Here is a 22,398-nt window from a genome sequence, read left to right on the forward strand (position 1 = left end):
TCACCCTCTCGGGCTTTCCTCCGGGCTTTTCCCTTCGGTCTTGCGTTTCCGACTCTATCAGACTCTTTCGTGTCCGATTCCCGGCCGGCCGGGTGATTTCCAGTTCCACGCTTTCGCGTTTCCCTTTCCGGCGATTCCGACTTTATCAGAAGCATTTCGGCCGACCTAATCGGCTTCTTGATTCGGATTCGTCGAGTGGCTCTGCGAGAAATTTGATTTCCGCGAGCGAGATAAACAGTAACTGCTGGGCCCGATCTTGTCTAACTCGGGGCAACCGTTCTAACCTACCTCCCCACTCGAACCGTGTCAACGGTTTTTGTGGGCAGACGAGACACTAGCAGCTCAGCAGGGTCGGACGCACATCGCGCCGGCGACCTGACCGGTGCGGTTCGTCAGCCGAAGACCGACGGTGGCGTTTCCAGGTGTTCCAGCTCGATGCCGGGGGCCGCGAGGACCACGTCGCCGGCGATGTGGACCGTGTGCTGCTCACCGGTGTCCAGGGCGCTGACCTGGTATTCGTCCACCATCAGGGGCCCGTTGTCAGTGGCGTGCGCTTCACTCTTCAGCAGCGCCCAGGACTGGTCGACGGTTCGGGGGGCCAGGACCGGGTCGGTGAAGGCGACCAGACGGACGCGAGTAGCGGAGGAAGCGGGGGTGAGACCGAGCAGGCGGGCGGTGGCGACAAGGAAGGCGGGGGACGTACCGGTGAAGGCATGGGCGGGGGCATTGCCTTCGGTGGCATGAACCCCCGTGGGGTCGGATCTGACCCAGGTGACGCCCTCGATGGCCGCGCCGCGAACCTGCCAGCTCGCGGTGTGGAGTTCGAGGCGGATGGGGCGGCCGAGTTCGTCGATGGCCAGGTCGACGGAGCCTCTGTGGTCGCCCGAGGGGGCGGTGGTCTGAGAGACGTAGCGCCAGCCGGAGGGGCCTGGCGCGCAGTGGAAGTGTTCTTCACCGAGGGGGGTGTGGTCGTGCAGATCGTGGAGCGAATAACGGCCGCGGGGCATGGGGTCCTTAAGGTCCTTCCGGAGCCGGTACGGGGCAGGCCCCCGACACGGGGGTGCGGGGGCCTGCCTGGTACCTACTGCTTCTGCGGTGCCGGCTGCTGACGGTGCGACGCGGTGCGCACCAGCGGCACTGGCTGCGTCAGTAGCGGTAGTGGTCCGGCTTGTACGGGCCTTCGACCTCGACACCGATGTACGCGGCCTGCTCAGGGCGGAGCGTCGTGAGCTTCACCCCGAGGGCGTCGAGGTGGAGCCGGGCGACCTTCTCGTCCAGGTGCTTGGGGAGCACATACACGTCGGTCGGGTACTCGGCGGGCTTGGTGAACAGCTCGATCTGGGCCAGCGTCTGGTCCGCGAACGAGTTCGACATCACGAACGACGGGTGGCCCGTCGCGTTGCCCAGGTTCAGCAGGCGGCCCTCGGAGAGGATGATCAGGACCTTGCCGTCAGCGAACGTCCAGGTGTGGACCTGCGGCTTGACCTCGTCGCGCACGATGCCGGGGATCTTCGCCAGGCCGGCCATGTCGATCTCGTTGTCGAAGTGGCCGATGTTCCCCACGATGGCCTGGTGCTTCATCTTGGCCATGTCGGCGGCCATGATGATGTCCTTGTTACCCGTGGTGGTCACGAAGATGTCCGCGACCGAGATCACGTCGTCCAGCGTCGAGACCTGGAAGCCGTCCATCGCCGCCTGCAGCGCGCAGATCGGGTCGATCTCGGTGATGATCACGCGGGCGCCCTGGCCACGCAGCGACTCCGCGCACCCCTTGCCCACATCGCCGTAACCGCAGACGACGGCGACCTTGCCGCCGATCAGGACGTCGGTGGCGCGGTTGATGCCGTCGATCAGCGAGTGGCGGCAGCCGTACTTGTTGTCGAACTTCGATTTGGTGACGGCGTCGTTGACGTTGATCGCCGGGAACAGGAGGGTGCCGTCGCGGTGCATCTCGTACAGCCGGTGCACACCGGTCGTGGTCTCCTCGGTGACACCGCGGATCTCGGACGACAGCTGCGTCCACTTCTTCGGGTTCTCGCCGAGGGTGCGGTTGAGGAGTTTGAGGATGTAGCTGTACTCCTCGCTGTCCGCGGTCGCCGGGTCCGGGGCCGCGCCGGCCTTCTCGAACTCGACGCCCTTGTGTACGAGGAGGGTGGCGTCACCGCCGTCGTCGAGGATCATGTTCGGGCCGCCGGTCGGGGTGTTCGGCCAGGTCAGCGCCTGCTCCGTGCACCACCAGTACTCCTCCAGGCTCTCGCCCTTCCAGGCGAAGACCGGCACGCCCGCCGGCGCTTCCGGGGTGCCCTTCGGGCCGACCGCGATGGCCGCGGCCGCGTGGTCCTGGGTGGAGAAGATGTTGCAGGACGCCCAGCGCACCTGAGCGCCGAGAGCGACCAGCGTCTCGATCAGCACGGCCGTCTGCACCGTCATGTGCAGAGAACCGGTGACCCGCGCACCGGCCAGCGGCTGGGCCGCGGCGTACTCCTTGCGGATCGACATCAGGCCCGGCATCTCGTGCTCGGCGAGAGTGATCTCCTTGCGCCCGAACTCGGCCAGCGAAAGATCCGCGACCTTGAAGTCCAGGGTGATGGCGTCGGTCGTCATACGAGCTGCTCCTCGGAAGGTTGGTCGAGGGTGTATGGGCTGGATGCTGCGGCGACGGGCGGAAAGGCACACGAATGCCCGAGCGCTCGCGGCGCAGTCCGTCGGAGGCCCTCTCTCCCTCGGCCGGTCCGCGGAACGGACCGCCCGACCGCCATCAGCAGCGACGTCTGGCTCCCGTCGAATCTACACCGATCGGCCCAGCAGCCCCCAGCCCGCCGTGGGTACCGGCCGGATTCCGGCCGGATTCCAGCCCGGTAGGGGCTGGGGCGCGGTCCGGTTCCGTACCTCGGACGGCGCCCGTGGCGGGGTGGGTGGGGTGGTGCTCGGCCGGGTTGGGCCGCGCGGCCACTGGTGGCTCGGGTCAGTGGTGCGGCACGGGTGACGGGCCACCCGGTGTGGCCTTCGGGTCTGCGCCCGCGGTGGCCTCGGCGTCGCTGTAGATGTCCGGTTCCAGATAGATCACCCGGGCGATGGGGACGGCTTCGCGGATACGGGCCTCGGCGGCGTTGATCGCGCGGGCCACTTCCGCCGCCGTGTCGTCGTGCTGGACCGCGATCTTGGCGGCCACCAGCAGCTCCTCGGGACCGAGGTGCAGCGTACGCATGTGGATCACGGAGGTGACGGTGTCATGGTCGACGATGGCTTCCTTGATCTTGTCGACCTCCGCCGTGCCCGCGGCCTCACCGAGCAGCAGGGACTTCGTCTCCGCTGCCAGGACGATCGCGATCAGGATGAGCAGGGTACCGATGCAGAGCGTGCCGATGCCGTCCCAGACGCCGTTGCCCGTCGTCACGGCCAGCCCGACGCCCACCAGTGCGAGGGCCAGACCGATCAGCGCGCCGAAGTCCTCCAGCAGCACCACGGGAAGCTCGGGGGCCTTGGCGCGGCGGATGAACTGCGCCCATGAGAGCGTGCCGCGCGTCTGGTTGGACTCCTTGATCGCCGTACGGAAGGAGTAGCCCTCCGCGATGATCGCGAAGACCAGGACGCCGACCGGCCAGTACCAGTTGTCCAGGGAGTGCGGATGCTTGACCTTCTCGTACCCCTCGTAGACGGCGAACATCCCGCCGACCGAGAAGAGCACGATCGAGACGAGGAAGGCGTAGATGTAGCGCTCGCGGCCGTAGCCGAAGGGGTGTTGCGGGGTTGCCTCGCGCTGGGCCTTCTTGCCGCCGAGGAGCAGCAGGCCCTGGTTGCCCGAGTCGGCGAGTGAGTGGACGCTCTCTGCGAGCATCGACGACGAGCCACTGAAGAGGAACGCCACGAACTTCGCTGCCGCGATCGAGAGGTTGGCGCCGAGCGCCGCCACGATCGCCTTGGTTCCACCTGACGCACTCATGGGTGGACGTGTTCCCTTCGTCGGTGCCGCGGCGTGGGTGCCGCTATTCGGCCGCACATTGTTGCATCAGGCCACAACGGTGGCGCGGAAGACCGTCCCTGCCCCGGTCAGGGTGACGGTCTCGCCCGCGGGGACGAACACCGACTGCCCTGGTGCCAGGACGAGTTCACCCGCGTGGGGAGCGCCGGCGGTGCAGAGCAGGATCTGTGCGGTGCCCGCGGGGAGCCGTAGGGGCCGGGCGTCCTCGGGGCGTACGTAGCGCGAGAGCCGGAACTCGTCGATCGGTGTCTCGTACAGCTCCTCGCCGTCCGGGGCCGCTTCCGGGCGCAGGACGGCGGGTTCGGCCGCCTCGAAGCGGACGACCCGGAGCAGTTCGGGAACGTCGACGTGTTTCGGGGTCAGACCACAGCGGAGCACATTGTCGGAGTTCGCCATGATTTCGACACCGAGGCCGTCGAGGTACGCGTGCGGAATGCCGGCGCCGAGGAACAGTGCTTCGCCCGGCTGGAGTTGTACGTGGTTGAGCAGCATCGCGGCGATGACGCCCGGGTCGCCGGGGAAGTGGTGGGCGAGCGAGGCGTACGGGGTGTAGGGGCCGCCGAGGCGTTCGGCCGCGGCGGCGGCCTCGGTGACCGTGGCCGCCATCTCGGCCGGGTCCGCCGACAGGATGGCCGTCAGGACCTCGCGCAGCGCCGCCTCCTCGGGGTGCGCGCGCAGGATGTCCACGTACGGCTTGAGGGAGTCCACGTCGAGGGCGGCGAGCAGGTCGGCCGATTCGGCGGGGGCCCGGAATCCGCAGAGGCCGTCGAAGGGCGTCAGCGCGCAGATGAGTTCGGGTTTGTGGTTGGCGTCCTTGTAGTTGCGGTGCGGGGCGTCGATGGGGATGCCCCGGCGCTCCTCCGCCGCGAATCCCTCCTCCGCCTGGGCGAGATCGGGGTGGACCTGGAGGGAGAGAGGGGCTCCGGCGGCGAGGACTTTGAGCAGGAAGGGCAGTCGCGGGCCGAACTTCGCCACCGCCGGTGCGCCCAGCTCGGCCTCGGGGGCCGCGTCGATGACGGCCGAAAGCGCCTGGTCTCCGCCGCCGCGGTCGATACGGGAGGGGGCTCCGGGGTGCGCGCCGAGCCACATCTCGGCCTGCGGTTCGCCGGTGGGCTCGGTGCCGGTGAGGGCCGGGATGGCGGTGGTCGAACCCCAGGCGTAGGGGCGCACGGTGTTGGCGAGGCGGTCCATGAGGCTACTTTCCGGGCTGCTGGGTCGGCTTCGGGGCGGGTCCCGCGCGGCTGGGTGGGTCGCGGGGCGGGGCTGGTCGCGGGGCGGGGCTGGTCGCGGGGCGGACGTGATGGTTTGCGGTGAGGTGGGGCGGTACGGGGGTGGTGATGCGCGGTGGTGCTGCGTGATGTGCAACGCGGGGTGGTGCGGTGCGGCGGGCTCTCGTACCGGCGTGCGCCCGGGAACGGGACGGGGTGGGGTGGGCGGTCGGTCGGCGGTCGGCGGTCGGCGGTCGGCGGTCGGCGGTCGGCGGTCGGCGGTCGGCGGTCGGCGGTCGGACCGTGGTGTCAGACCGTGGCGAGAGCGGTGTAGGCGGCGGCGAAGTCGGTGACTGCCAGGAGTTCGGCGAGGCATTCCAGCTCGCTGCCCTCCTCCGGTTCGAGCTCGCTGATCGGGGTGTCCTGGGCGAGGGCGATCTCGCGGGCCGCCGGGGCCGCGGTGAGGCCGCCGGCCGGGCGGTCGCGGAGGAGCACCACACGGGCGTGCAGCGCCTGCGGGTCGTCCACCCGGTCACGGAAGAAGTCGTCCGGGTCGGCGTCGCCCGCGAAGGGGCCGACGAGCAGCGCACCGTGCGCGGGCAGCGCCTCGGGCAGTTCGGCGGCGAGAGCGGGCCTGCCCGCCAGCTCGGTCAGTACGGCGGCGAAGCGGCGGCCGACGGAGGCCGCTGCGGTGCCTTCGGTCCAGACGAGCGGGAGGGAGTCGGCGAGCTCCGAGGCCAGGGTCTTGGCCGGGTTGCTGTAGGTGGCGATGGCCGGACCGCAGCGTTCCGCCGTGCTGTCCAGGCGGTCGGCCACCTGTTGCAGCGTCTCGGGCGGTGCGCCGACCAGGCCGACCCGGTCGAGCAGGACCAGCAGTGGGGTGAGGAGCGCCCACAGGGCTCCGGGGCCGACGTCGGTGAACGGGACCTCGGCCTCCTCCTCGTACGGTGCCTCGGCCATCGGTACGACGAGGCCGTGCGCACCATTGACCGCTTCGGTCAGCGGCGAGCGGCGCGGGGCGACACCGACGACGGTGCAGCCACGCCGGTATGCCTGTTCGGCCAGCAGCGAGAGGCCGGGCTCGGTGCCGTCGGCGGTGGCGATGAGCAGCAGGTCGACGGAGCCGGCCCAGCCGGGCAGCGCCCAGCGCAGTGCGCCGGCGGCGGGGGCCACGCCGGTGGGGCGCAGCCGGGTGACCGGGGCCGCCCCGCCCGCCAGGGCGGTGAGCAGATCGGCCACACCGGTCGCGGCGGCGCCGGACCCGGCGACGAGTACGGCGCGGGGCCGCCCTTCCGGCCGCAGGTCGCCGAGGCCGGCCTCGGCCGCGTGCCGGGCGGCGGTACGGACGCGGGCTCCGGCCTCGGCTGCGCCGCGGAGCAGGCCGCGTCGGTCGGCTCGGGCCAGGGCCTCGGGGGCATCGAGCAACGACTCGTCGAGCATCGGGGGTGCCTCTCCGATTCCCCTTGCGGGTGCGGGTGCGTACGGATACGGGTGCGTGCTGGGGGCGGCGCCGGTGCTGGGTGCTACGCCGTGGCTGCGGCGCGACAGTGCGCGGCTGTCGTGCGGCGCCGGGGCCCGGGGCGCGCTGTCCTACGCGGGTCGGCGGGCCTCGTCGACGAGCAGGACCGGGATACCGTCGCGGACGGGGTACGCGAGGCCGCACTCCTTGCCCGTACAGATCAGTTCCGGGTTCTCATCGGCCGCCGACTGGTCGTTGAGCGGGGAGTGGCAGACCGGGCAGGCGAGGATCTCCAGGAGACCGGCTTCGAGCGGCATGGGGGTGGTCCCTTCGAACATACGGTTTGGGCCAGGTCAGCGTACCGCCGGGGCGGGGCGGGTGCGGGGCATCGGGACGGTTCGGGCGGGGCCGGAGGAACGGGTGGGGTCCAGCGGAACAGACCGGGCCGGGCGAACGGGCCGGGCCGGGCCGGGCCGGGCCGTTGAAGGCCAGGCCCGTCAGCCGGGTTTCTCAGCCGTGTGCCTCAGCCGGGCCCCTCACTCCGTGGGCCAGTCCCGTCAGCCGGTGCCACCAGCCGGTCCCTTCAGCCCGTCCGCCCCTCTCATCGGCCAGTCCCGTCAGCCGGTTCCGCGTACCAGACGGAGAACCTCGTCCCGGACTCCGGCCATCGTCGCCTCTTCACGCGCCTCCACGTTCAGCCTCAGCAGCGGCTCGGTGTTGGACGGGCGGAGGTTGAACCACCAGTCGGCGGAGGTCACCGTCAGACCGTCCAGGCTGTCCGTCGTGACGCCCTCGCGGTGCTCGTACGCCTCCCGTACCAGCGCCGCGCTGGCTGCCTGGTCGGCGACCTCGGAGTTGATCTCGCCCGAACCGGTGTAGCGGTCGTACGGAGCGACCAGTTCCGAGAGGGTGCCCGGCTGGTTGCCGAGGGCGGCCAGGACGTGGAGCGCCGCGAGCATTCCGGTGTCGGCGTTCCAGAACTCCCGGAAGTAGTAGTGCGCCGAGTGCTCACCGCCGAAGATCGCCCCGGTCGTGGCCATCTCCTGCTTGATGAAGGAGTGCCCCACCCGGGTGCGTACGGGGGTGCCGCCGTGCTCCCGTACGACCTCGGGGACCGACCAGGAGGTGATCAGGTTGTGGATGACCGTGCCGCCGGGGTGCGCCGCCAGTTCGCGGGCAGCGACCAGTGCCGTGATGGCGGACGGTGAGACGCCCTCGCCGCGCTCGTCGATGACGAAGCAGCGGTCCGCGTCGCCGTCGAAGGCCAGGCCGAGGTCCGCGCCGGTCTCGCGGACCTTCGCCTGGAGGTCCACGAGGTTGGCCGGGTCCAGCGGGTTGGCCTCGTGGTGGGGGAAGGTCCCGTCCAGCTCGAAGTAGAGGGGGACCACTTCGAGCGGGAGCGGGGCGAGCACCGTGGGGACCGTGTGGCCGCCCATGCCGTTTCCCGCGTCCACCACGACCTTCAGCGGGCGGATCGCCGAGAGGTCGACCAGGGAGAGCAGGTGGGCCGCGTACTCCTTCAACGTGTCACGCTCGGTGACGGTTCCCGATGCCGGTACGGGTTCGGGGGCGCCCGTGGCGGACCAGGTCTCGACGAGCGTACGGATCTCCGCGAGGCCCGTGTCCTGACCGACCGGTGAGGCTCCGGCCCGGCACATCTTGATGCCGTTGTACCGGGCCGGGTTGTGCGAGGCCGTGAACATCGCTCCCGGCAGGTCGAATTGGCCGGAAGCGAAGTACAACTGGTCGGTCGAGCAGAGGCCGATGAGGGTGACGTCTGCGCCGCGGGCGGCCGCGCCGCGCGCGAAGGCCCCGGCGAGGCCGGGCGACGACGGGCGCATGTCATGGCCGACGACGATCGCCGAGGCGTCCGTCACCTGCACAAAGGCGGCACCGAACAGCTCGGCGAGCGATTCGTCCCACTGGTCGGGTACGACCCCTCGCACGTCGTACGCCTTCACGACCTGTGACAAATCGACAGCACCAGCCACGTCGGTCCTCCTGATATCCGCTCTGTCCGCTACGGGTCCATCAAACTACCTGGAGGAATCGGCACTCTTCGCGCACCGGAGCCGATAGTGGCGGTATGCCGGAGCCGGTGGCGTCCAGGTGCCGGAGCCGGTGGCGTCCGCTCAGGCCCGCACCGCGGAAGCGGTCCCTCACGGCAGCATCCAGCCCAGGAGCGCCGTACTCTGCGCCGTCACGATCAGGCACATCACAAGGAGCAGCCCCAGGCTCCACGGCAGCACCCTGCGCAGCAGATCGCCCTCCTGTCCCTTCAGGCCCACCGCCGCACACGCGATCGTCAGATTCTGCGGGGAGATCATCTTGCCCAGGACTCCGCCCGAGCTGTTGGCGGCCGCCAGCAGCTGCGGGGAGAGTCCGGACTCATGGGCGGCGGAGACCTGGAGTGCGCCGAAGAGCGCGTTGGACGAGGTGTCGGATCCCGAGACCGCGACCCCGAACCAGCCGAGCACGGGTGAGAGAAAGGCCAGTCCGGCACCCGCGGCGGCGACGAAGTGGCCGATGGTGGCGGCCTGTCCGGAGAGGTTCATGACGTAGGCGAGAGCGAGTACGGAGGTGACCGTGAGGATCGCGTACCGCAGTTCGTGCACGGTCGCCGCCCATTCGCGGAGCGCGGCGCCCGCCCGTACGCCGATGACCGCCGCCGTGAACACCCCCGCGAACAGGACCAGTGTCCCGCCGGTCGAGAGGAGCGGGAGCGAGAAGGCGTTGCCCGGCACCGGTGTGCCGCCAGGACCCGCGACATCGAGGAACGGCCAGTCGAAGAGCCGGGTCGCCCCGTCGAACAGCCGCTTCACGGGCGGGATCTGGGCGAGCGAGAAGACCACGACGATCAGCGCGTACGGGGCGTAGGCGCGTACCACTTCGCGCCGCGGGTCGGCCTCGTCCAGGTCCTCGCTGCGTTCGCCGGTGAGCACGGCGGCCCGCACCGGTTCCGCGACGGGCCTGCGGGCGCCGGGCACCGCCATCAGAGCCGCGGCGCCGGTCAGCGCGGCCAGGATGTCGGCGAGCTGGACGGAGACGAAGTTGGACGCGGCGAACTGCGCGGCCGCGAAGGCCACTCCGCAGACGAGCGCGGGCGCCCAGGTCTCGCGGAGTCCGCGCCGGCCGTCCACGATGACCACGAGCAGCAGCGGTACGACGAGGGCGAGCAGCGGGGTCTGCCGGCCGACGACCGAGGCGACCGTGTGCAGCGGCACTCCGCTGACCTGTGCGAGCGTCACCACGGGGGTTCCCATGGCGCCGAAGGCGACCGGCGCGGTGTTGGCGACGAGCGCGACGACCGCGGCACGCGCCGGAACGAAGCCGAGCGCGACCAGCATGACCGCGCAGATCGCCACCGGAGCCCCGAATCCGGCGAGCGCTTCGAGCAGCGCGCCGAAGCAGAACCCGATGACGAGGGCCTGGATGCGCGGGTCGTCGGAGAACCGGCCGAAGGAGCGCCGCAGGATGTCGAAGTGCCGGGTGCGGACCGTCATCCGGTACACCCAGAGGGCGTTGACGACGATCCACAGGATGGGAAAGAGGCCGAAGAGCGCCCCCTGCGCGCCCGATGACAGGGCCTGGCCCAGCGGCATGCCGTACGCGAACAGGGCGACCAGGACGGCGACGGCCAGCCCGGCCGGGCCTGCCCAGTGGGCTCTCATCCGTACGGCGCCCAGCAGCACCAGGACGGTGAGCAGCGACAGAGCGGCGACGAGTGCGGACAGGGCGAGTGAATCGGCTACGGGTTCCAGCGGCTGCACAAACACGGGGCCTCGATCCTCGCGGGTGGAGGAATGCTCATGTTCATGGCAACCGGAAGTCAATGCTCCGGACCGGACGCTCCGGACGGCATGCGGAGCGTGCGGGAACGTGCCCTGTGCACGAACTCCGGGAACACTCGCCGGTGTCAGGACTCCGGGGAGCGCAGTACGCGGAGGTGGCCCCTTCGGCCGCTCTCGGCCGGGCCGGCCTGGCGCATGCCGCCGCCCGGCTCGGGTGCGCGCTCATGCGGCCGGGCGGCTTCCCGTACGGCGTTGGCGAGCGCTTCGAGATCGTCACCGCTGGGCCTGGCGGGGGCCGAGCCGTCGGTGAGGCGGACGACCTCCCAGCCGCGCGGGGCGGTCAGCCGCTCGCCGTGCTCGGCGCACAGGTCGTAGCAGTGGGGCTCAGCGTAAGTCGCGAGCGGACCGAGGACCGCGGTCGAGTCGGCGTAGACGTACGTCAGCGTCGCGACGGCGGGGCGGCCGCACGCGGTGCGAGAACAGCGACGTACAGGGCTCACGGTATTGGACGGTACCGCACTCTTGAGCGGGCCGCGACGACTCGCCCCGGCGTCACCCCACCGTGTCGTGGCGCGGAGGCCGCCCCGTCCGGGCCGGGGCAACTCGCTTGACCTGCACGGGTACAGGCGCATACAGCGAGTGACGAATCGAATCCAGTCATTCCTCCGTCGATATCCAGTCAACCGACGTGAGATCACCGATCGAAAGCAGCGGAGCCGCCGGTCGCGAACTTGTCCGGAATGTTCATTCCGCGACATGACGGCCCTGCTGCCGCCGTCGGCCTCGCCGTACCGTACGGAGAGCTACCCTGCGTCAGTGATGGACAGCTCACTACCGCCCCAGCCCGCGGACCCCAGACCGCGCCGACGCGACCGGCACGGCAGGGGGATGCGCGGGCCCGTGGCACCTCCGCAGGTTCCGCTCTCGGCCAGTCGCGGGGACTCCTTCCGTGATCTTGTGGCGGACTCCGTTGAGCGCCTGGAACGGCGCTGGCCCCAACTCTCCGAAGTCGACTTCCTGGTGCTCGACGTCCCACGCGTCGAGGGCGCGGGGGCTGCCGGAAGTGCCGACGAGTGGCCGGGCGAGACCTCCGTACCGCTCGGCAGCGCGGTCTCCGCGGAGAAGGACCGGCCCGCGCGGATCGTCGTCTACCGGCGCCCCGTCGAGATCCGCACCAAGAACCGCGACGAGCGGGCGCTGCTGGTGCACGAGGTCGTCGTGGAGCAGGTCGCCGAACTGCTCGGCCTGGCGCCGGAGTCGGTGGATCCGCGGTACGGACAGGACTGAATAGGACTGAACAGGACTGAACAGTGCTGAACAGGACTGAGCCCGGCGGTCCGCCCGCCGGGCCTGCTTCCTGTTCCGCGTCTTCCGCGTCCGCTTCCCTTTCCGGTCCGCGGCCGTTTCTGATCCGCTTGCCGTTTCTGATCCGAGGCCGTCAGACGTCAGCCGTCAGTCGTCCAGCAGCGACAGGTCCTCCCGGGCCCGCGGCACCGAGACCGTCCCCCGGTCGTCGGGGAGCGTCTGCACCGTGAACATCGGGACGCCGTCCTGCGGGAGTTCGAGCGTGCGCGACGCGTAGACCGGGCCGCCGCCCGCCTCCGGTTCGACCGTCAGCGCGTACGAGCCCTTGAGTCCGGACGGCGGGGTCGGCTTGACCGCGAGCGTCGTACCGCCCTTGACCGTGTACGTCTTGACGACCGGCGAACCGCCTTCGCTGCCCTGCGACGCGGTGACCTTCACCTTCGCCGTCGCGCCCGGGGCGGCCAGGGAGAGCACCGAGCCCTTGGAGCGGTTGTCGGCCACCGATGCCCGCTCCCCCACCGGCGAGGTGGCCGGGATGAAGGCGACCTCCTGCTTGCTGCCCTTGCCGCGCACCACGCGCAGCGCGGCCACCACGGGCGTCTTGCCGCCGCCCGAGGGAGAGAGCACCAGCGACCCTGCCGCGTCCCTGGTCACGGGGCCCAGATCGGCGGAGGTCGTCATGCCCGCCTTGAGGTGCAGCGACTCATGGCCGGCCGGGGAGATCGTGCCGTCGGCGCCGGCCAGCTGGACCTTGAGGTCCACGTCGTCGGAGCCCGGGGCGAGGGCCACCAGCCGTACGGATGTGGCGTCCGCCGGGATCCCGGGGAGTACCAGCTTGTCGGCCGGGGCGGTGGAAGCGGGCAGCCAGTCGCTGCCGAGCTTGTTGTCCATCGACTGCACTACGGCGCCCACCCGGCCGGTACGGGTGCTGACATGGACGGTGAGGTTCTCCGCCGGATCGGGTGTCAGCGTCGAGAGCAGGACCGGGACCGACGACTTCGCGGGGACCGTGATCCCCTCCCCCACATCGGACTTGATGGCGCCGTTCTTGCCGTACAGCTCGATATCGGCGACGGCCGCGCTGTCGTCGGGGTTGGTGAGGTGCACATAGTCCTGGCGGGAGGCCGCCGTGCTGGCCGCCGGGAACCAGAAGTCCGTGTCCGGGGCTGTGCAGTTGGTGCCGAGCACCCCGCGCGAGCCGCCGACGTCGACGGTCGTGGTCTGCTGCGCGGTCCAGCCGGGGGCCAGCGGGCCATCGGCCGAACCGGTCAGGGCCGGTGAATCGCCGCCGGACTCCTTGTCGACGACCGGCTTGCCCGGCTCCTTGAGCGACACCACCGGCTTGCCGTCCGGTGCGCCGCTCTTGTCCTTGCCGTTCTTGCCGCCCTTCTTGTCCTTCCCGGCGCCCGTGACCGACGGCAGCAACTGGGCGCTCCCGGCGGAACCGCCGCCCTTCCCGGCCGGGGTGAAGGCGGTGTACGACGTCTCCGCGATGTCGGACGTGCTGGGCACCGGGCACGTCAGGGTGGAACGCTCGACCGGCAGCCGGGCGGCGCCCTGCGGCGTGGTGGCGGCGTCCGAAGGGGCGGCGACCACGGCGAACCCGGTGATGGCCGCGAGGGCTGCGACGGCCGCCGCGAGGGCGATGGCGGTGCGGTTCACTGGTTGCTCCCGTCGGGGCGGTGCTCGTTCTCGTCGGGGTAGGGCGGTCGCTGCTGCGGCTGCTGGGCGTAGCCGTACGGGTCGTAGGGGGCGTCCTGCTGCTGATAGGGGTCGTACTGTTGCTGCCCCTCCGGGTACTGGCCCGGGTGGCCGTCCCCGCCCTGGCCGTTGCCGGTGTACCCGCCCTGGCCCTCGTCGGCGTATGTGGCGTCGTTGCCGTACGGGTTCTCGTGGCCGTACTGCCCCGGGGCGTACGCGCCTTCGCTGCCGTAGTGGGCTTCGCCGCCGTCGTTCCCGTAGTGGCCTTCGTTGCCGTACTGCCCTGCCGGGTAGGGGCTGTAGTCGCCCGTCGCGTACGCGGACTGCTCCCACTCGCCGTAGGCGGGCTGCTGGGGGACCTCCGTCCCATACTGCGGGGCGAAGTTGTCCTCGGTCGCGGGTGCGGCCCGGTCCGCTGCGGGGTGCCCTGCGGGATCGTCCGCGGGGTCTGCGAAGTCTCCTGCCGGGTGTCCTGCGAAGTCTCCCGCCGGGGTGTACGGGCCCTGCTCGCCGGGTTCGCCGGCCGGGCCGTCATCGGTGGGGCCTGCCGCGCCCGGTGCGGCCGGGCCGTCCGGGGAGCCCGCCGCCTCCGCCTCGGCCTGGGCGGCGGCGCGCAGTCTGCGGGCCCTGCGGCCCTCCCCTGCCACCGGCTCGGCCGGTACGGGGAGTTCCTCGTCGGGCAGGTCGTCGTCGTTCCGCTTCCGGCGGCCGGGCAGGGCGAGCACCAGCAGCACGACCGCGAGGAGCACCTGGGCCCAGACCCAGAGGGTGTGGGTGAGTGGCTCGTCGTAGCTGACGTCGAGCTTGCCGCCCTGGGTGGGGAGTTGGAACCCCTGGGCCCAGCCGTCGACGGTCGTCCGGGTGAGCGCGCGGCCGTCCAGCGTGGCCTGCCAGCCCGGGTCGGCGGAGTCCGCGAGCCGCAGGACGCGGCCGGACTTCCCGGCCGGGACGGTGGTGTGGATGTCCACCGGGCCCGCGGCGACGGACTGCGTCTCGGCGCTCGCGTCCGACGTACTCGTTGACGTACCCGTTGACGTACTCGCCGACGAGCCGGACGACGTACCGGACGACTGGCCGGGGACGATCGTGGCCCGCGCGACCTGCCGGTCGACGCGCCAGAGTTCGCTGCCGTCCAGCTGGCTGAGCCGGCTCAGCCCCGGGGTCGCGTCGAGCACCCGGCTCATCCCGCGCGGCGCACCGCCCCTGACCAGCAGGTAGCGGATGGCGTACCCGCTGAGCTGGCTGGACTGGTCAGCGCCCGAGCCCGCGACCAGATGGGACACGACCTTGTCGAGCCGGGGGCTGCTGCCGCCCGAGCGGGCCAGCTCGGCGTCGCCGAGCCTGGCGCCCGAGCCGCGTACCAGTGTGTACGAGACCTCGGCGGGCGAGGTCCCGCCGAGGATCAGGGTGCGGGCCTGGTCGCGGGTGCCGCTCTCCTCGGCGACGAACGCCGGGACCTGCACCGGATCGCGCCGCTCCAGCGGCCCGTCCGCACCGCTGACCATCCAGCTGAAGGCGGCGATCACCGGTGCGAGCAGCGCGGCGATCGCGATCAGCCCGGCGACGGGCTGGCGCCAGCCGAAGCTCTGGGTGGCCACGCGCCCGCGTGCCCCCTCCGCGCCGAGCACGGCGGCGGCCAGCAGCGCGATCCCGTAGACGAGCGTCGTGGGTCCTGCCCAGCCCGACCTGTTGGCCAGGACCGAGAAGACCAGGCCCAGCAGGGCCACCGCCCAGGCGGAGCGGATGGCGAACTGCCGCTCACCGCGCAGCAGTGCGGCCAGTGCGGCGAGCACCACTCCGATGAGCAGCGCCCCGCCCGCGGCCTTCGGGCCGCCGGGGCTCATACCGAGCAGGTCGAGCGCGGATGCCGAACCCTTGCCGAACTCCATGCCCGACTCACGGAAGAAGCCCGAGGGGCCGGCGAGGAGCGAGAGCGACCAGGGCGCGAGCAGGACGAGCGGGGTGCCGACGACGGCGAGGAAGCGCAGCCCGTACGCGGTGATCTCGTCGCGGCGCAGCGCCAGGACGCCGATCCCGGTGACCACGGCGAGCGGCCAGACGACGGGGGTGAAGGCCATCGTGAGGGTCAGCAGGAAGGCGTAGGCCCAGGCGGCCCGCCAGCTGCCGCGCTCCCCGCGCATCCCGGAGGCGGCGACGGCGCAGCGGGCGATCAGCGGCAGCAGGACGGCGAGTACGGCCGTGCCGAGCCGCCCGGATGCCAGGGCGCCGGTGGCGGCGGGCAGGAAGGCGTACGCGATGCTTCCCCAGGCGCGCAGCAGCCGTGATCCGGTGAGCGGGCGGGAGGCGAAGTACGCGGTGAGACCCGCCAGCGGGACCGAGCAGACCAGGAGCAGGGTCAGCGCGAGTCCGGTGTGTCCCAGGAGGACGGTGGAGAACACGGCGAGGATGCCGAGGTACGGCGGGGCGGTCTGGGTGCCGCCGGTGCCGAGGGGGTGCCATACGTCGGCGTAGCGGTTCCACAGCTCCGATACGTGATCGGGCGCGGGGAGCAGGGCGCCGCCCGAGAGTGCGCCTCCGCCCAGCAGCGCCCGGCAGGCGACGAGCGACACCAACAGGAGGACGGCGAACAGCACGGGGGCCGGTTTGCGGGCTATCCGCTTCAGCCGGGCGAACTGCTCGATCTCCAGGAAGTCGGCGTCGTCGCCGCCCGGACCGGATTCGACGGCGCCGTGCCGCGAACCGGCCTCTACGTCGGAGCTACCGCCGAAATGGCCGACCACCTGCTCGGCGGTGGCCTTGACGGTGGCTCCGGGCGGCGGGAAGAGCGGGCGCAGTTCGCCCGCCTCGACCGTGCCCGTTCCTCTGGCGCGCCGTGCGGCGAGGATCCGCTCGGGGCGCAGCAGGGTGCCGATCAGCCCGGCGACCTCGTCGAGCGCCTGTCCCGGCGCCTTGCCGACGAGATAGGCGATCACCCGCAGCAGCGTGCCGAAGACCAGCCGGAGCAGGACGTACGGCACTCCGCGGCCACGGGTGTTGACGAGCAGGGTGTAGACGGCGCCGGCCTTGTCGACGCGGTGCGGGCTGGCGACGGAGCGGCCCACGCAGTCGATGGGCCTGCGCTCACGGGCGGATGCCTCCGCGTGCCGCAGTACGGCGTCGGGTGCGACGACGACGCTGTGGCCCGCGGCATGGGCCCGCCAGCACAGGTCGACGTCGTCGCGCATCAGCGGCAGCCGGCGGTCGAATCCGCCCAGTTCCTCCCAGATGTCCCGCCTGATGAGCATTCCGGCGGTCGATACGGAGAGTACGGAGCGGACCTGGTCGTGCTGGCCCTGGTCCTGTTCGCGGCGGTCGAGTCCGGTCCAGCGGCGACCGCTGTTGGCGATCGAGACGCCGACTTCGAGCAGTTGCTTACGGTCGTACCAGCCGCGCAGCTTGGGTCCGACGATGACGGCGTGCGGGTCGTTGTCGACCACGCGCAGCAGCCCGGCGAGCGCGTCGGGGTCGGGGGCGCAGTCGTCGTGCAGCAGCCAGAGCCACTGCACCGGTTCCCCGTGCGGCAGTTCGGGCATGTCGTAGGTGTCGTCGTTCCAGCTGCGGCTCACCGGATCCCAGCCGCTGGGCCGCTTCAGATACGGCAGCTCTTCGGGGGTGAGGACTCCGGCGGTGCGGGCCGCCTCGTCGACGGCGGCTCCGAAGCCGGTGCGGCGTGCAAGGTGCAACACCCGGTCGGCGCCGATCGCTTCGGCGACCAGGCTCGCGGAGGCGTCGGCGCTGCCGGTGTCGGCCGCGACGACGTTCTGGACGGGCCGCTCCTGTCCGAGCAGTCCGGCGAGTGCGTCGGGCAGCCAGCGGGCACCGTCGTGGGTGACGAGTACGGCGGTGACGACGTGCTGCGGGAATTCGGGTGGGTGTGCGGGAGCGAACGCAGGCGTTGCGGCCTCGTAAGGGGCCGTCGATTGGCTGTGCACGGACATCGAGGTACGGGCCCCTCCGGCCGGAGTCCGGGTGGCGTGGCCCCCCGGAAGGCTGGTGTGCGGATGCGGTGGACGCACGCGCCCCGTGGGGGCGTTGGTGCATCGCGGACGGGGCCCCACACTAACGGCTGGTTCGGACAGCGGTCCGCCGCCCGCCCCAGGGGGACGGACGGCGGACCGGGTGGCGTGCAGGGACTTGTGCCGGTTCCCCGGCCGGGCGGCCGGGGAGCGGGGGCGGTGAACCTGCCTGGCAGCGGCTGGAGAGCGGCTAGACGGCGGCCTTTTTGAGCCGCCGGCGCTCGCGTTCGGAGAGGCCGCCCCAGATCCCGAACCGCTCGTCGTTGGCGAGGGCGTACTCAAGGCATTCGGAACGGACCTCGCAGGCGAGACAGACCTTCTTGGCCTCGCGGGTGGAACCGCCCTTCTCGGGGAAGAAGGACTCGGGGTCGGTCTGGGCGCACAGTGCGCGCTCCTGCCAGCCGAATTCTTCGTCCGCGTCCTCGACCAGCAGTTGCTGGAACAGCTCGGTCATGTGCGCCCCTTGTCCGTCTTTGCGTCCCCGTGTTGCTGTCGCTACCGATTTCGGCCGAACGACACGAGTGAAATTACAAGTGTGCGGATCCGAGCCAGTCAAGCCGAGATCTGCTATTGGGCCCCTTATTCACTCTGCGGAACCAAGGCTATGCGGAAAGTGTTCAAATCACGAAAAATCTGACACATGCCACTGGCCCATACCTTCGCCTTCCCTGCCTGCGGAGGGTGATGCCCTCACAGACTGAGACTCCACAGAGGCCGGCCCCGTTCGCGCTCCGCCCGCTGAAGCGATCAAGATCACAGTCAGGTCACGAGATCTCCGTGACGTTTGCGGTGGGACCTGCTGCGCCACATCTCCCGGGCGGCGGACGAGCAAACCTCCCACCGGGCCGAGTAACCGGATGAGGTGAAACATTGCACCCAAATCGGTCAGCAAGTTGACAGGGGAGGCGAGGGCCCGCTCTTCTAGGTCCCATGCCAGCGACCGCAGCGTTCTCCGTGACCCACGCCCGTGGGTTCCGTAGCGCTGTCCGGGCGTGCTGTTGCTGTTCCTGCTGTTGAAGCCACCGGGCTCCAGCGTCTTTCCGCAGCTCTGACTGCACTTTCCTTGCGACACCCCAGCACTTTCACTGCCGAGGAACCCCCGCATCATGAACAGCGACAGCGACCTCCAGATCGCAGGCGACATCCTCGCCGTCCAGCACCTGCTCAAGCCCGCCCGCGAGCACCCGGCCACCGTGGCCGAGTTCGCCGGGCTCGCGCGGGCCATCGCCGCCGACCGCAGCCAGTGGGCCCCGCTCGTCCAGTACGACGCGATCTCGCGGTGGTACCACCGGCTGCGCGCCGTTCCCCCGTCCCTCGGCCACGCCCGGAGCGGCGAGACTCCGCTCGGCTACGAGATCTGGCTGCTCAGCTGGGTCCCCGGGCAGGGCAGCGGGGAGCACGGCCACGGGCGTTCGTCCGGTGTGCTGACCGTCCTCGACGGCAGGCTGACGGAGCGGACGGTGCACGGCGGGCAGGTACTGGAGGCGGGCGCGCAGCGCGTCTTCGCGCCGGAGTACACCCACGAGGTCGTCAACGACTCGCTGGAACCGGCCGTCAGCCTGCACATCTACTACCCCGGGCTCACGGAGATGCCGATGCACAGCCCGCAGTGCGCGGTCCCGGCCGCCCACGACGCCGTCCCCGCCTGACGGCCGCTCCCCTCTCCCCGCCGTCACCCCCCGGGGAATCACTGACAGACTGTCCGTATGCGCATTGTGGTTCTGGCCGGCGGCATCGGTGGTGCCCGGTTTCTGCGTGGCCTCAAGCAGGCCGCGCCTGACGCGGACATCACCGTCATCGGCAACACCGGTGACGACATCCATCTGTTCGGGCTGAAGGTCTGCCCCGACCTCGACACGGTGATGTACACCCTCGGGGGTGGCATCAACGAGGAGCAGGGCTGGGGGCGTACCGACGAGTCCTTCACCGTCAAGGAGGAGCTCGCCGCGTACGGCGTCGGACCCGAGTGGTTCGGGCTCGGCGACCGTGACTTCGCGACCCATATCGTCCGTACCCAGATGCTCGGCGCCGGCTATCCGCTGAGCGCCGTCACCGAGGCGTTGTGCGAGCGCTGGCAGCCGGGGGTGCGGCTCATCCCGATGTCCGACGACCGGGTCGAGACGCATGTCGCCGTCGACATCGACGGAGAGCGCAAGGCCGTCCACTTCCAGGAGTACTGGGTGCGGCTGCGGGCGTCGGTCGACGCCGAGGCGGTCGTGCCGGTGGGCGCCGACCGGGCGAAGCCCGCGCCGGGTGTGCTCGACGCCATCGCCTCCGCCGACGTCGTTCTCTTCCCGCCGTCGAACCCGGTGGTCTCGGTCGGCACCATCCTCGCCGTGCCCGGTATCCGGGAGGCCATCGCCGACGCAGGGGTGCCGGTCGTCGGGCTCTCGCCCATCGTCGGGGACGCGCCCGTGCGCGGGATGGCCGACAAGGTACTCGCCGCCGTGGGCGTCGAGTCGACGGCGGCCGCGGTGGCCGAGCACTACGGATCGGGCCTGCTGGACGGCTGGCTGGTCGACACCGTCGACGCCGCGTCCGTGGCCCGGGTCGAGGAGGCGGGGATCCGCTGCCGCGCCGTGCCGCTGATGATGACCGACCTGGACACGACCGCGGTGATGGCCCGTGAGGCGCTCACCCTGGCCGAAGAGGTCAGGGCGTGACGTCCTTCCACGTCTGGGCCGTCCCCGGACTGCCCGAGGTGCGCGAGGGCGACGACCTCGCCAAGCTGATCGCGACAGCGGCGCCCGAGCTGGCGGACGGCGATATCGTCCTCGTCACCTCGAAGATCGTCTCCAAGGCCGAGGGCCGGATCGTGCAAGCCGACGACCGCGAGGCGGCCATCGACGCGGAGACGGTACGGGTGGTGGCGCGGCGCGGCACGCTCCGTATCGTCGAGAACCGGCAGGGCCTGGTGATGGCCGCCGCCGGGGTCGACGCCTCCAACACCCCTGCGGGGACGGTCCTGCTGCTCCCCGAGGACTCCGACAGCTCGGCGCGGACGATCCGCGAGGGGCTGCGGGACGCGCTGGGTGTGGCGGTGGGTGTCATCGTCACCGACACCTTCGGGCGACCGTGGCGCAACGGCCTCACCGATGTGGCGATCGGGGCCGCCGGGGTGCGGGTCCTCGACGACCTGCGCGGCGGCACCGACGCGTACGGCAACCCGCTGAGCGCCACGGTCGTCGCCACCGCGGACGAACTGGCCGCGGCGGGCGACCTGGTGAAGGGCAAGGCGGCGGGTCTGCCGGTCGCGGTGGTCCGCGGTCTGCCGCACGCCGTGACGGATCCGGCGTCCGGGCCGGGCGACGACACCGATGACGCCGGTTCCGCGTCCGGGGGCGCCCGCGACCTGGTGCGGGTCGCCGCCGACGACATGTTCCGGCTCGGTACGTCCGAGGCGGTACGGGAAGCGGTCACCCAGCGGCGTACGGTCCGCGACTTCACCGATGAGCCGGTCGACCCGGGTGCGGTCCGGCGTGCGGTCGCGGCGGCGGTCACCGCGCCCGCCCCGCACCACACGACACCGTGGCGTTTCGTCCTGCTGGAGTCGGCGGCGGCGCGCACCCGGCTGCTGGACGCGATGCGGGACGCGTGGATCGCGGATCTGCGGCGCGACGGCAAGTCGGAGGAGTCCATCGCCAGACGGGTGCGCCGCGGTGAAGTGCTGCGGCGGGCACCGTACTTGGCGGTGCCCTGCATGGTGCTCGACGGCTCGCACACGTACGGGGATGCCCGGCGGGACGCGGCGGAGCGCGAGATGTTCACCGTCGCGGTCGGTGCGGGCGTGCAGAACTTCCTGGTGGCGCTCGCGGGTGAACGGCTGGGCTCCGCCTGGGTCTCGTCGACGATGTTCTGCCGGGACGTGGTGCGGGAGGTGCTGGCGCTGCCCGCGGAGTGGGAGCCGATGGGGGCGGTGGCGGTCGGTCATCCGGCCGCGTCGGCGGCTCCGCGACCGGGGCGTGCGGTGGAGGGGTTCATCGCGGTGCGGTGAACCCTGGGGGCGGGGTACGGGGCCGCGGTGCGGCGCCCCCCGTGCAGGTCACAGCCGCGCGATGTCCGTACGGGGCATTTTCGGGACCCGGCGCTGCGGTACCCGGCCCGCGAGCAGGATCAGTCGGACCGCGCGGTGGCGCTGGCCCGCGTACGGCTCCAGGAGTTCCAGCATCCCGTCGTCGTCGACGCCCCGGCGGCCGGTCAGCGCGTAACCGACGATGCCCGGCAGATGCAGATCGCCGACCGTGACCGCGTCCGGTGCCCCCATGGCGCGCTGGAGGGTCTCCGCCGAGGTCCAGGGGCCGATGCCGGGGATCAGCTCCAGGCGGCGGGCCGCGTCGGCGGGCTCCATCGCCACCGCTTCCTCCAGGCGGCGGGCCACCCGGACCGCGCGCAGGATCGTGGAGGCGCGCTTGTTGTCGACGCCCGCGCGGTGCCACTCCCAGGACGGGATGAGCGACCAGCCGCGCGGATCGGGCATGACGTACATCTGCTCGGGCGCCGGGCCCGGTGCCGGGGTACCGGAAGCGCGGAGCAGCCGTCGCCAGGCGCGGTACGCCTCGTCCGCCGTGACCTTCTGCTCCAGGACCGACGGGATCAGCGACTCCAGGACCAGACCGGTGCGGCAGAGCCTGAGGTGGGGGCGGCGGCGGTGCACATCGGCGACCAGCCGGTGGCGCGGTACGAAATCCGACGGGTCGTCCAGCTCGCCCAGCAGCCCGGGAAGGGCCGCGAGCAGCCAGTCCGCGCCGGGGCCCCACGCCTCGGCCCCGTCCGCCGTGATCCGCAGGGTGCCGGGCCCCTCCGGCGTACGGCTGGCCCGCCACACCGCACCGTCGGGGGTCGCCCGGTAGGTGGGGTCCCAGGGGCCACGGCGGAGCACCCCGAGGACCAGAGCGAGGTCGACGGGGCCGCCCCTCGCGATGAAACGTCCTGCCAC

At 71.5% G+C, this 22,398-nt stretch carries 17 protein-coding genes; 4 read left to right on the forward strand and 13 right to left on the reverse strand.

Annotated features, from left to right (window positions below; genetic code table 11):
- Positions 1-392: 392 nt before the first annotated feature.
- The 9 genes from ACFXBC_RS24965 to ACFXBC_RS25005 form a co-directional block, all read right to left on the reverse strand.
- The gene (locus tag ACFXBC_RS24965; RefSeq protein ID WP_385028542.1) at positions 393-1,007 is read right to left on the reverse strand and encodes a hypothetical protein; all 615 of its coding nucleotides are present in this window, start codon (positions 1,005-1,007) and stop codon (positions 393-395) included.
- A gap of 139 nt (positions 1,008-1,146) precedes the next feature.
- A complete protein-coding gene (gene ahcY, locus ACFXBC_RS24970; RefSeq protein ID WP_385028545.1) occupies positions 1,147-2,604 on the reverse strand; it encodes an adenosylhomocysteinase in 1,458 nt (485 codons plus the stop codon).
- Between the two features lie 361 nt (positions 2,605-2,965).
- Entirely contained in the window at positions 2,966-3,943 is a 978-nt protein-coding gene (locus tag ACFXBC_RS24975) for a cation diffusion facilitator family transporter (RefSeq protein WP_385028548.1), read from the reverse strand.
- Between the two features lie 66 nt (positions 3,944-4,009).
- Positions 4,010-5,173, reverse strand: coding sequence for a mannose-6-phosphate isomerase, class I (gene manA, locus ACFXBC_RS24980; protein ID WP_385028551.1), 1,164 nt, complete (start codon positions 5,171-5,173; stop codon positions 4,010-4,012).
- 326 nt (positions 5,174-5,499) lie between these two features.
- Positions 5,500-6,630 (reverse strand): SIS domain-containing protein, encoded by a 1,131-nt coding sequence (locus ACFXBC_RS24985; RefSeq protein WP_385028554.1) that lies wholly within the window; start codon positions 6,628-6,630, stop codon positions 5,500-5,502.
- 150 nt (positions 6,631-6,780) lie between these two features.
- Positions 6,781-6,966 (reverse strand): Trm112 family protein, encoded by a 186-nt coding sequence (locus ACFXBC_RS24990; RefSeq protein WP_385028557.1) that lies wholly within the window; start codon positions 6,964-6,966, stop codon positions 6,781-6,783.
- A 300-nt stretch (positions 6,967-7,266) separates the two neighbouring features.
- Entirely contained in the window at positions 7,267-8,640 is a 1,374-nt protein-coding gene (locus tag ACFXBC_RS24995; RefSeq protein ID WP_385028560.1) for a phosphomannomutase/phosphoglucomutase, read from the reverse strand.
- A gap of 168 nt (positions 8,641-8,808) precedes the next feature.
- Positions 8,809-10,425, reverse strand: coding sequence for an L-lactate permease (locus ACFXBC_RS25000; RefSeq protein WP_385028563.1), 1,617 nt, complete (start codon positions 10,423-10,425; stop codon positions 8,809-8,811).
- 140 nt (positions 10,426-10,565) lie between these two features.
- A complete protein-coding gene (locus tag ACFXBC_RS25005; protein ID WP_385028566.1) occupies positions 10,566-10,940 on the reverse strand; it encodes a DUF3499 domain-containing protein in 375 nt (124 codons plus the stop codon).
- Positions 10,941-11,259: 319 nt separating this feature from the next.
- Here ACFXBC_RS25005 and ACFXBC_RS25010 point away from each other — a divergent pair, with 319 nt between their 5' ends.
- Entirely contained in the window at positions 11,260-11,727 is a 468-nt protein-coding gene (locus ACFXBC_RS25010) for a metallopeptidase family protein (RefSeq protein WP_385028568.1), read from the forward strand.
- A gap of 165 nt (positions 11,728-11,892) precedes the next feature.
- On the opposite strand, the gene ACFXBC_RS25015 is transcribed toward ACFXBC_RS25010, so the two are convergent.
- The 3 genes from ACFXBC_RS25015 to ACFXBC_RS25025 all read right to left on the reverse strand — a co-directional run bounded on the left by ACFXBC_RS25015 (position 11,893) and on the right by ACFXBC_RS25025 (position 17,916).
- Positions 11,893-13,407 carry a DUF5719 family protein gene (locus ACFXBC_RS25015; RefSeq protein ID WP_385028570.1) on the reverse strand — a complete coding sequence of 505 codons (1,515 nt, stop codon included), beginning with the start codon at positions 13,405-13,407 and terminating at the stop codon, positions 11,893-11,895.
- Positions 13,404-17,384 carry a glycosyltransferase gene (locus ACFXBC_RS25020; RefSeq protein ID WP_385028573.1) on the reverse strand — a complete coding sequence of 1,327 codons (3,981 nt, stop codon included), beginning with the start codon at positions 17,382-17,384 and terminating at the stop codon, positions 13,404-13,406. Before ACFXBC_RS25020 ends, ACFXBC_RS25015 begins: the two co-directional genes overlap by 4 nt.
- A gap of 268 nt (positions 17,385-17,652) precedes the next feature.
- Positions 17,653-17,916 (reverse strand): WhiB family transcriptional regulator, encoded by a 264-nt coding sequence (locus ACFXBC_RS25025; RefSeq protein ID WP_164266780.1) that lies wholly within the window; start codon positions 17,914-17,916, stop codon positions 17,653-17,655.
- A 652-nt stretch (positions 17,917-18,568) separates the two neighbouring features.
- On the opposite strand from ACFXBC_RS25025, the gene ACFXBC_RS25030 reads away from it, so the two are divergent.
- Genes ACFXBC_RS25030 through ACFXBC_RS25040 form a run of 3 tightly spaced genes read left to right on the forward strand, consistent with a single transcriptional unit; the run spans position 18,569 to position 21,456 of the window.
- Entirely contained in the window at positions 18,569-19,111 is a 543-nt protein-coding gene (locus ACFXBC_RS25030; RefSeq protein ID WP_385028576.1) for a cysteine dioxygenase, read from the forward strand.
- A 57-nt stretch (positions 19,112-19,168) separates the two neighbouring features.
- Positions 19,169-20,125, forward strand: a complete 957-nt coding sequence (cofD, locus tag ACFXBC_RS25035) for a 2-phospho-L-lactate transferase (protein WP_385028579.1) — start codon at positions 19,169-19,171, stop codon at positions 20,123-20,125.
- Entirely contained in the window at positions 20,122-21,456 is a 1,335-nt protein-coding gene (locus ACFXBC_RS25040; RefSeq protein WP_385028582.1) for a coenzyme F420-0:L-glutamate ligase, read from the forward strand. Before cofD ends, ACFXBC_RS25040 begins: the two co-directional genes overlap by 4 nt.
- Before the next feature lie 48 nt (positions 21,457-21,504).
- Here the strand turns inward: ACFXBC_RS25040 and ACFXBC_RS25045 are convergent, their stop codons facing one another.
- Positions 21,505-22,398 (reverse strand): DNA-3-methyladenine glycosylase family protein, encoded by an 894-nt coding sequence (locus tag ACFXBC_RS25045; RefSeq protein WP_385028585.1) that lies wholly within the window; start codon positions 22,396-22,398, stop codon positions 21,505-21,507.

Origin of the sequence: Streptomyces sp. NPDC059398 (genome assembly GCF_042751845.1) — a bacterium.
Lineage (GTDB): Bacteria > Actinomycetota > Actinomycetes > Streptomycetales > Streptomycetaceae > Streptomyces.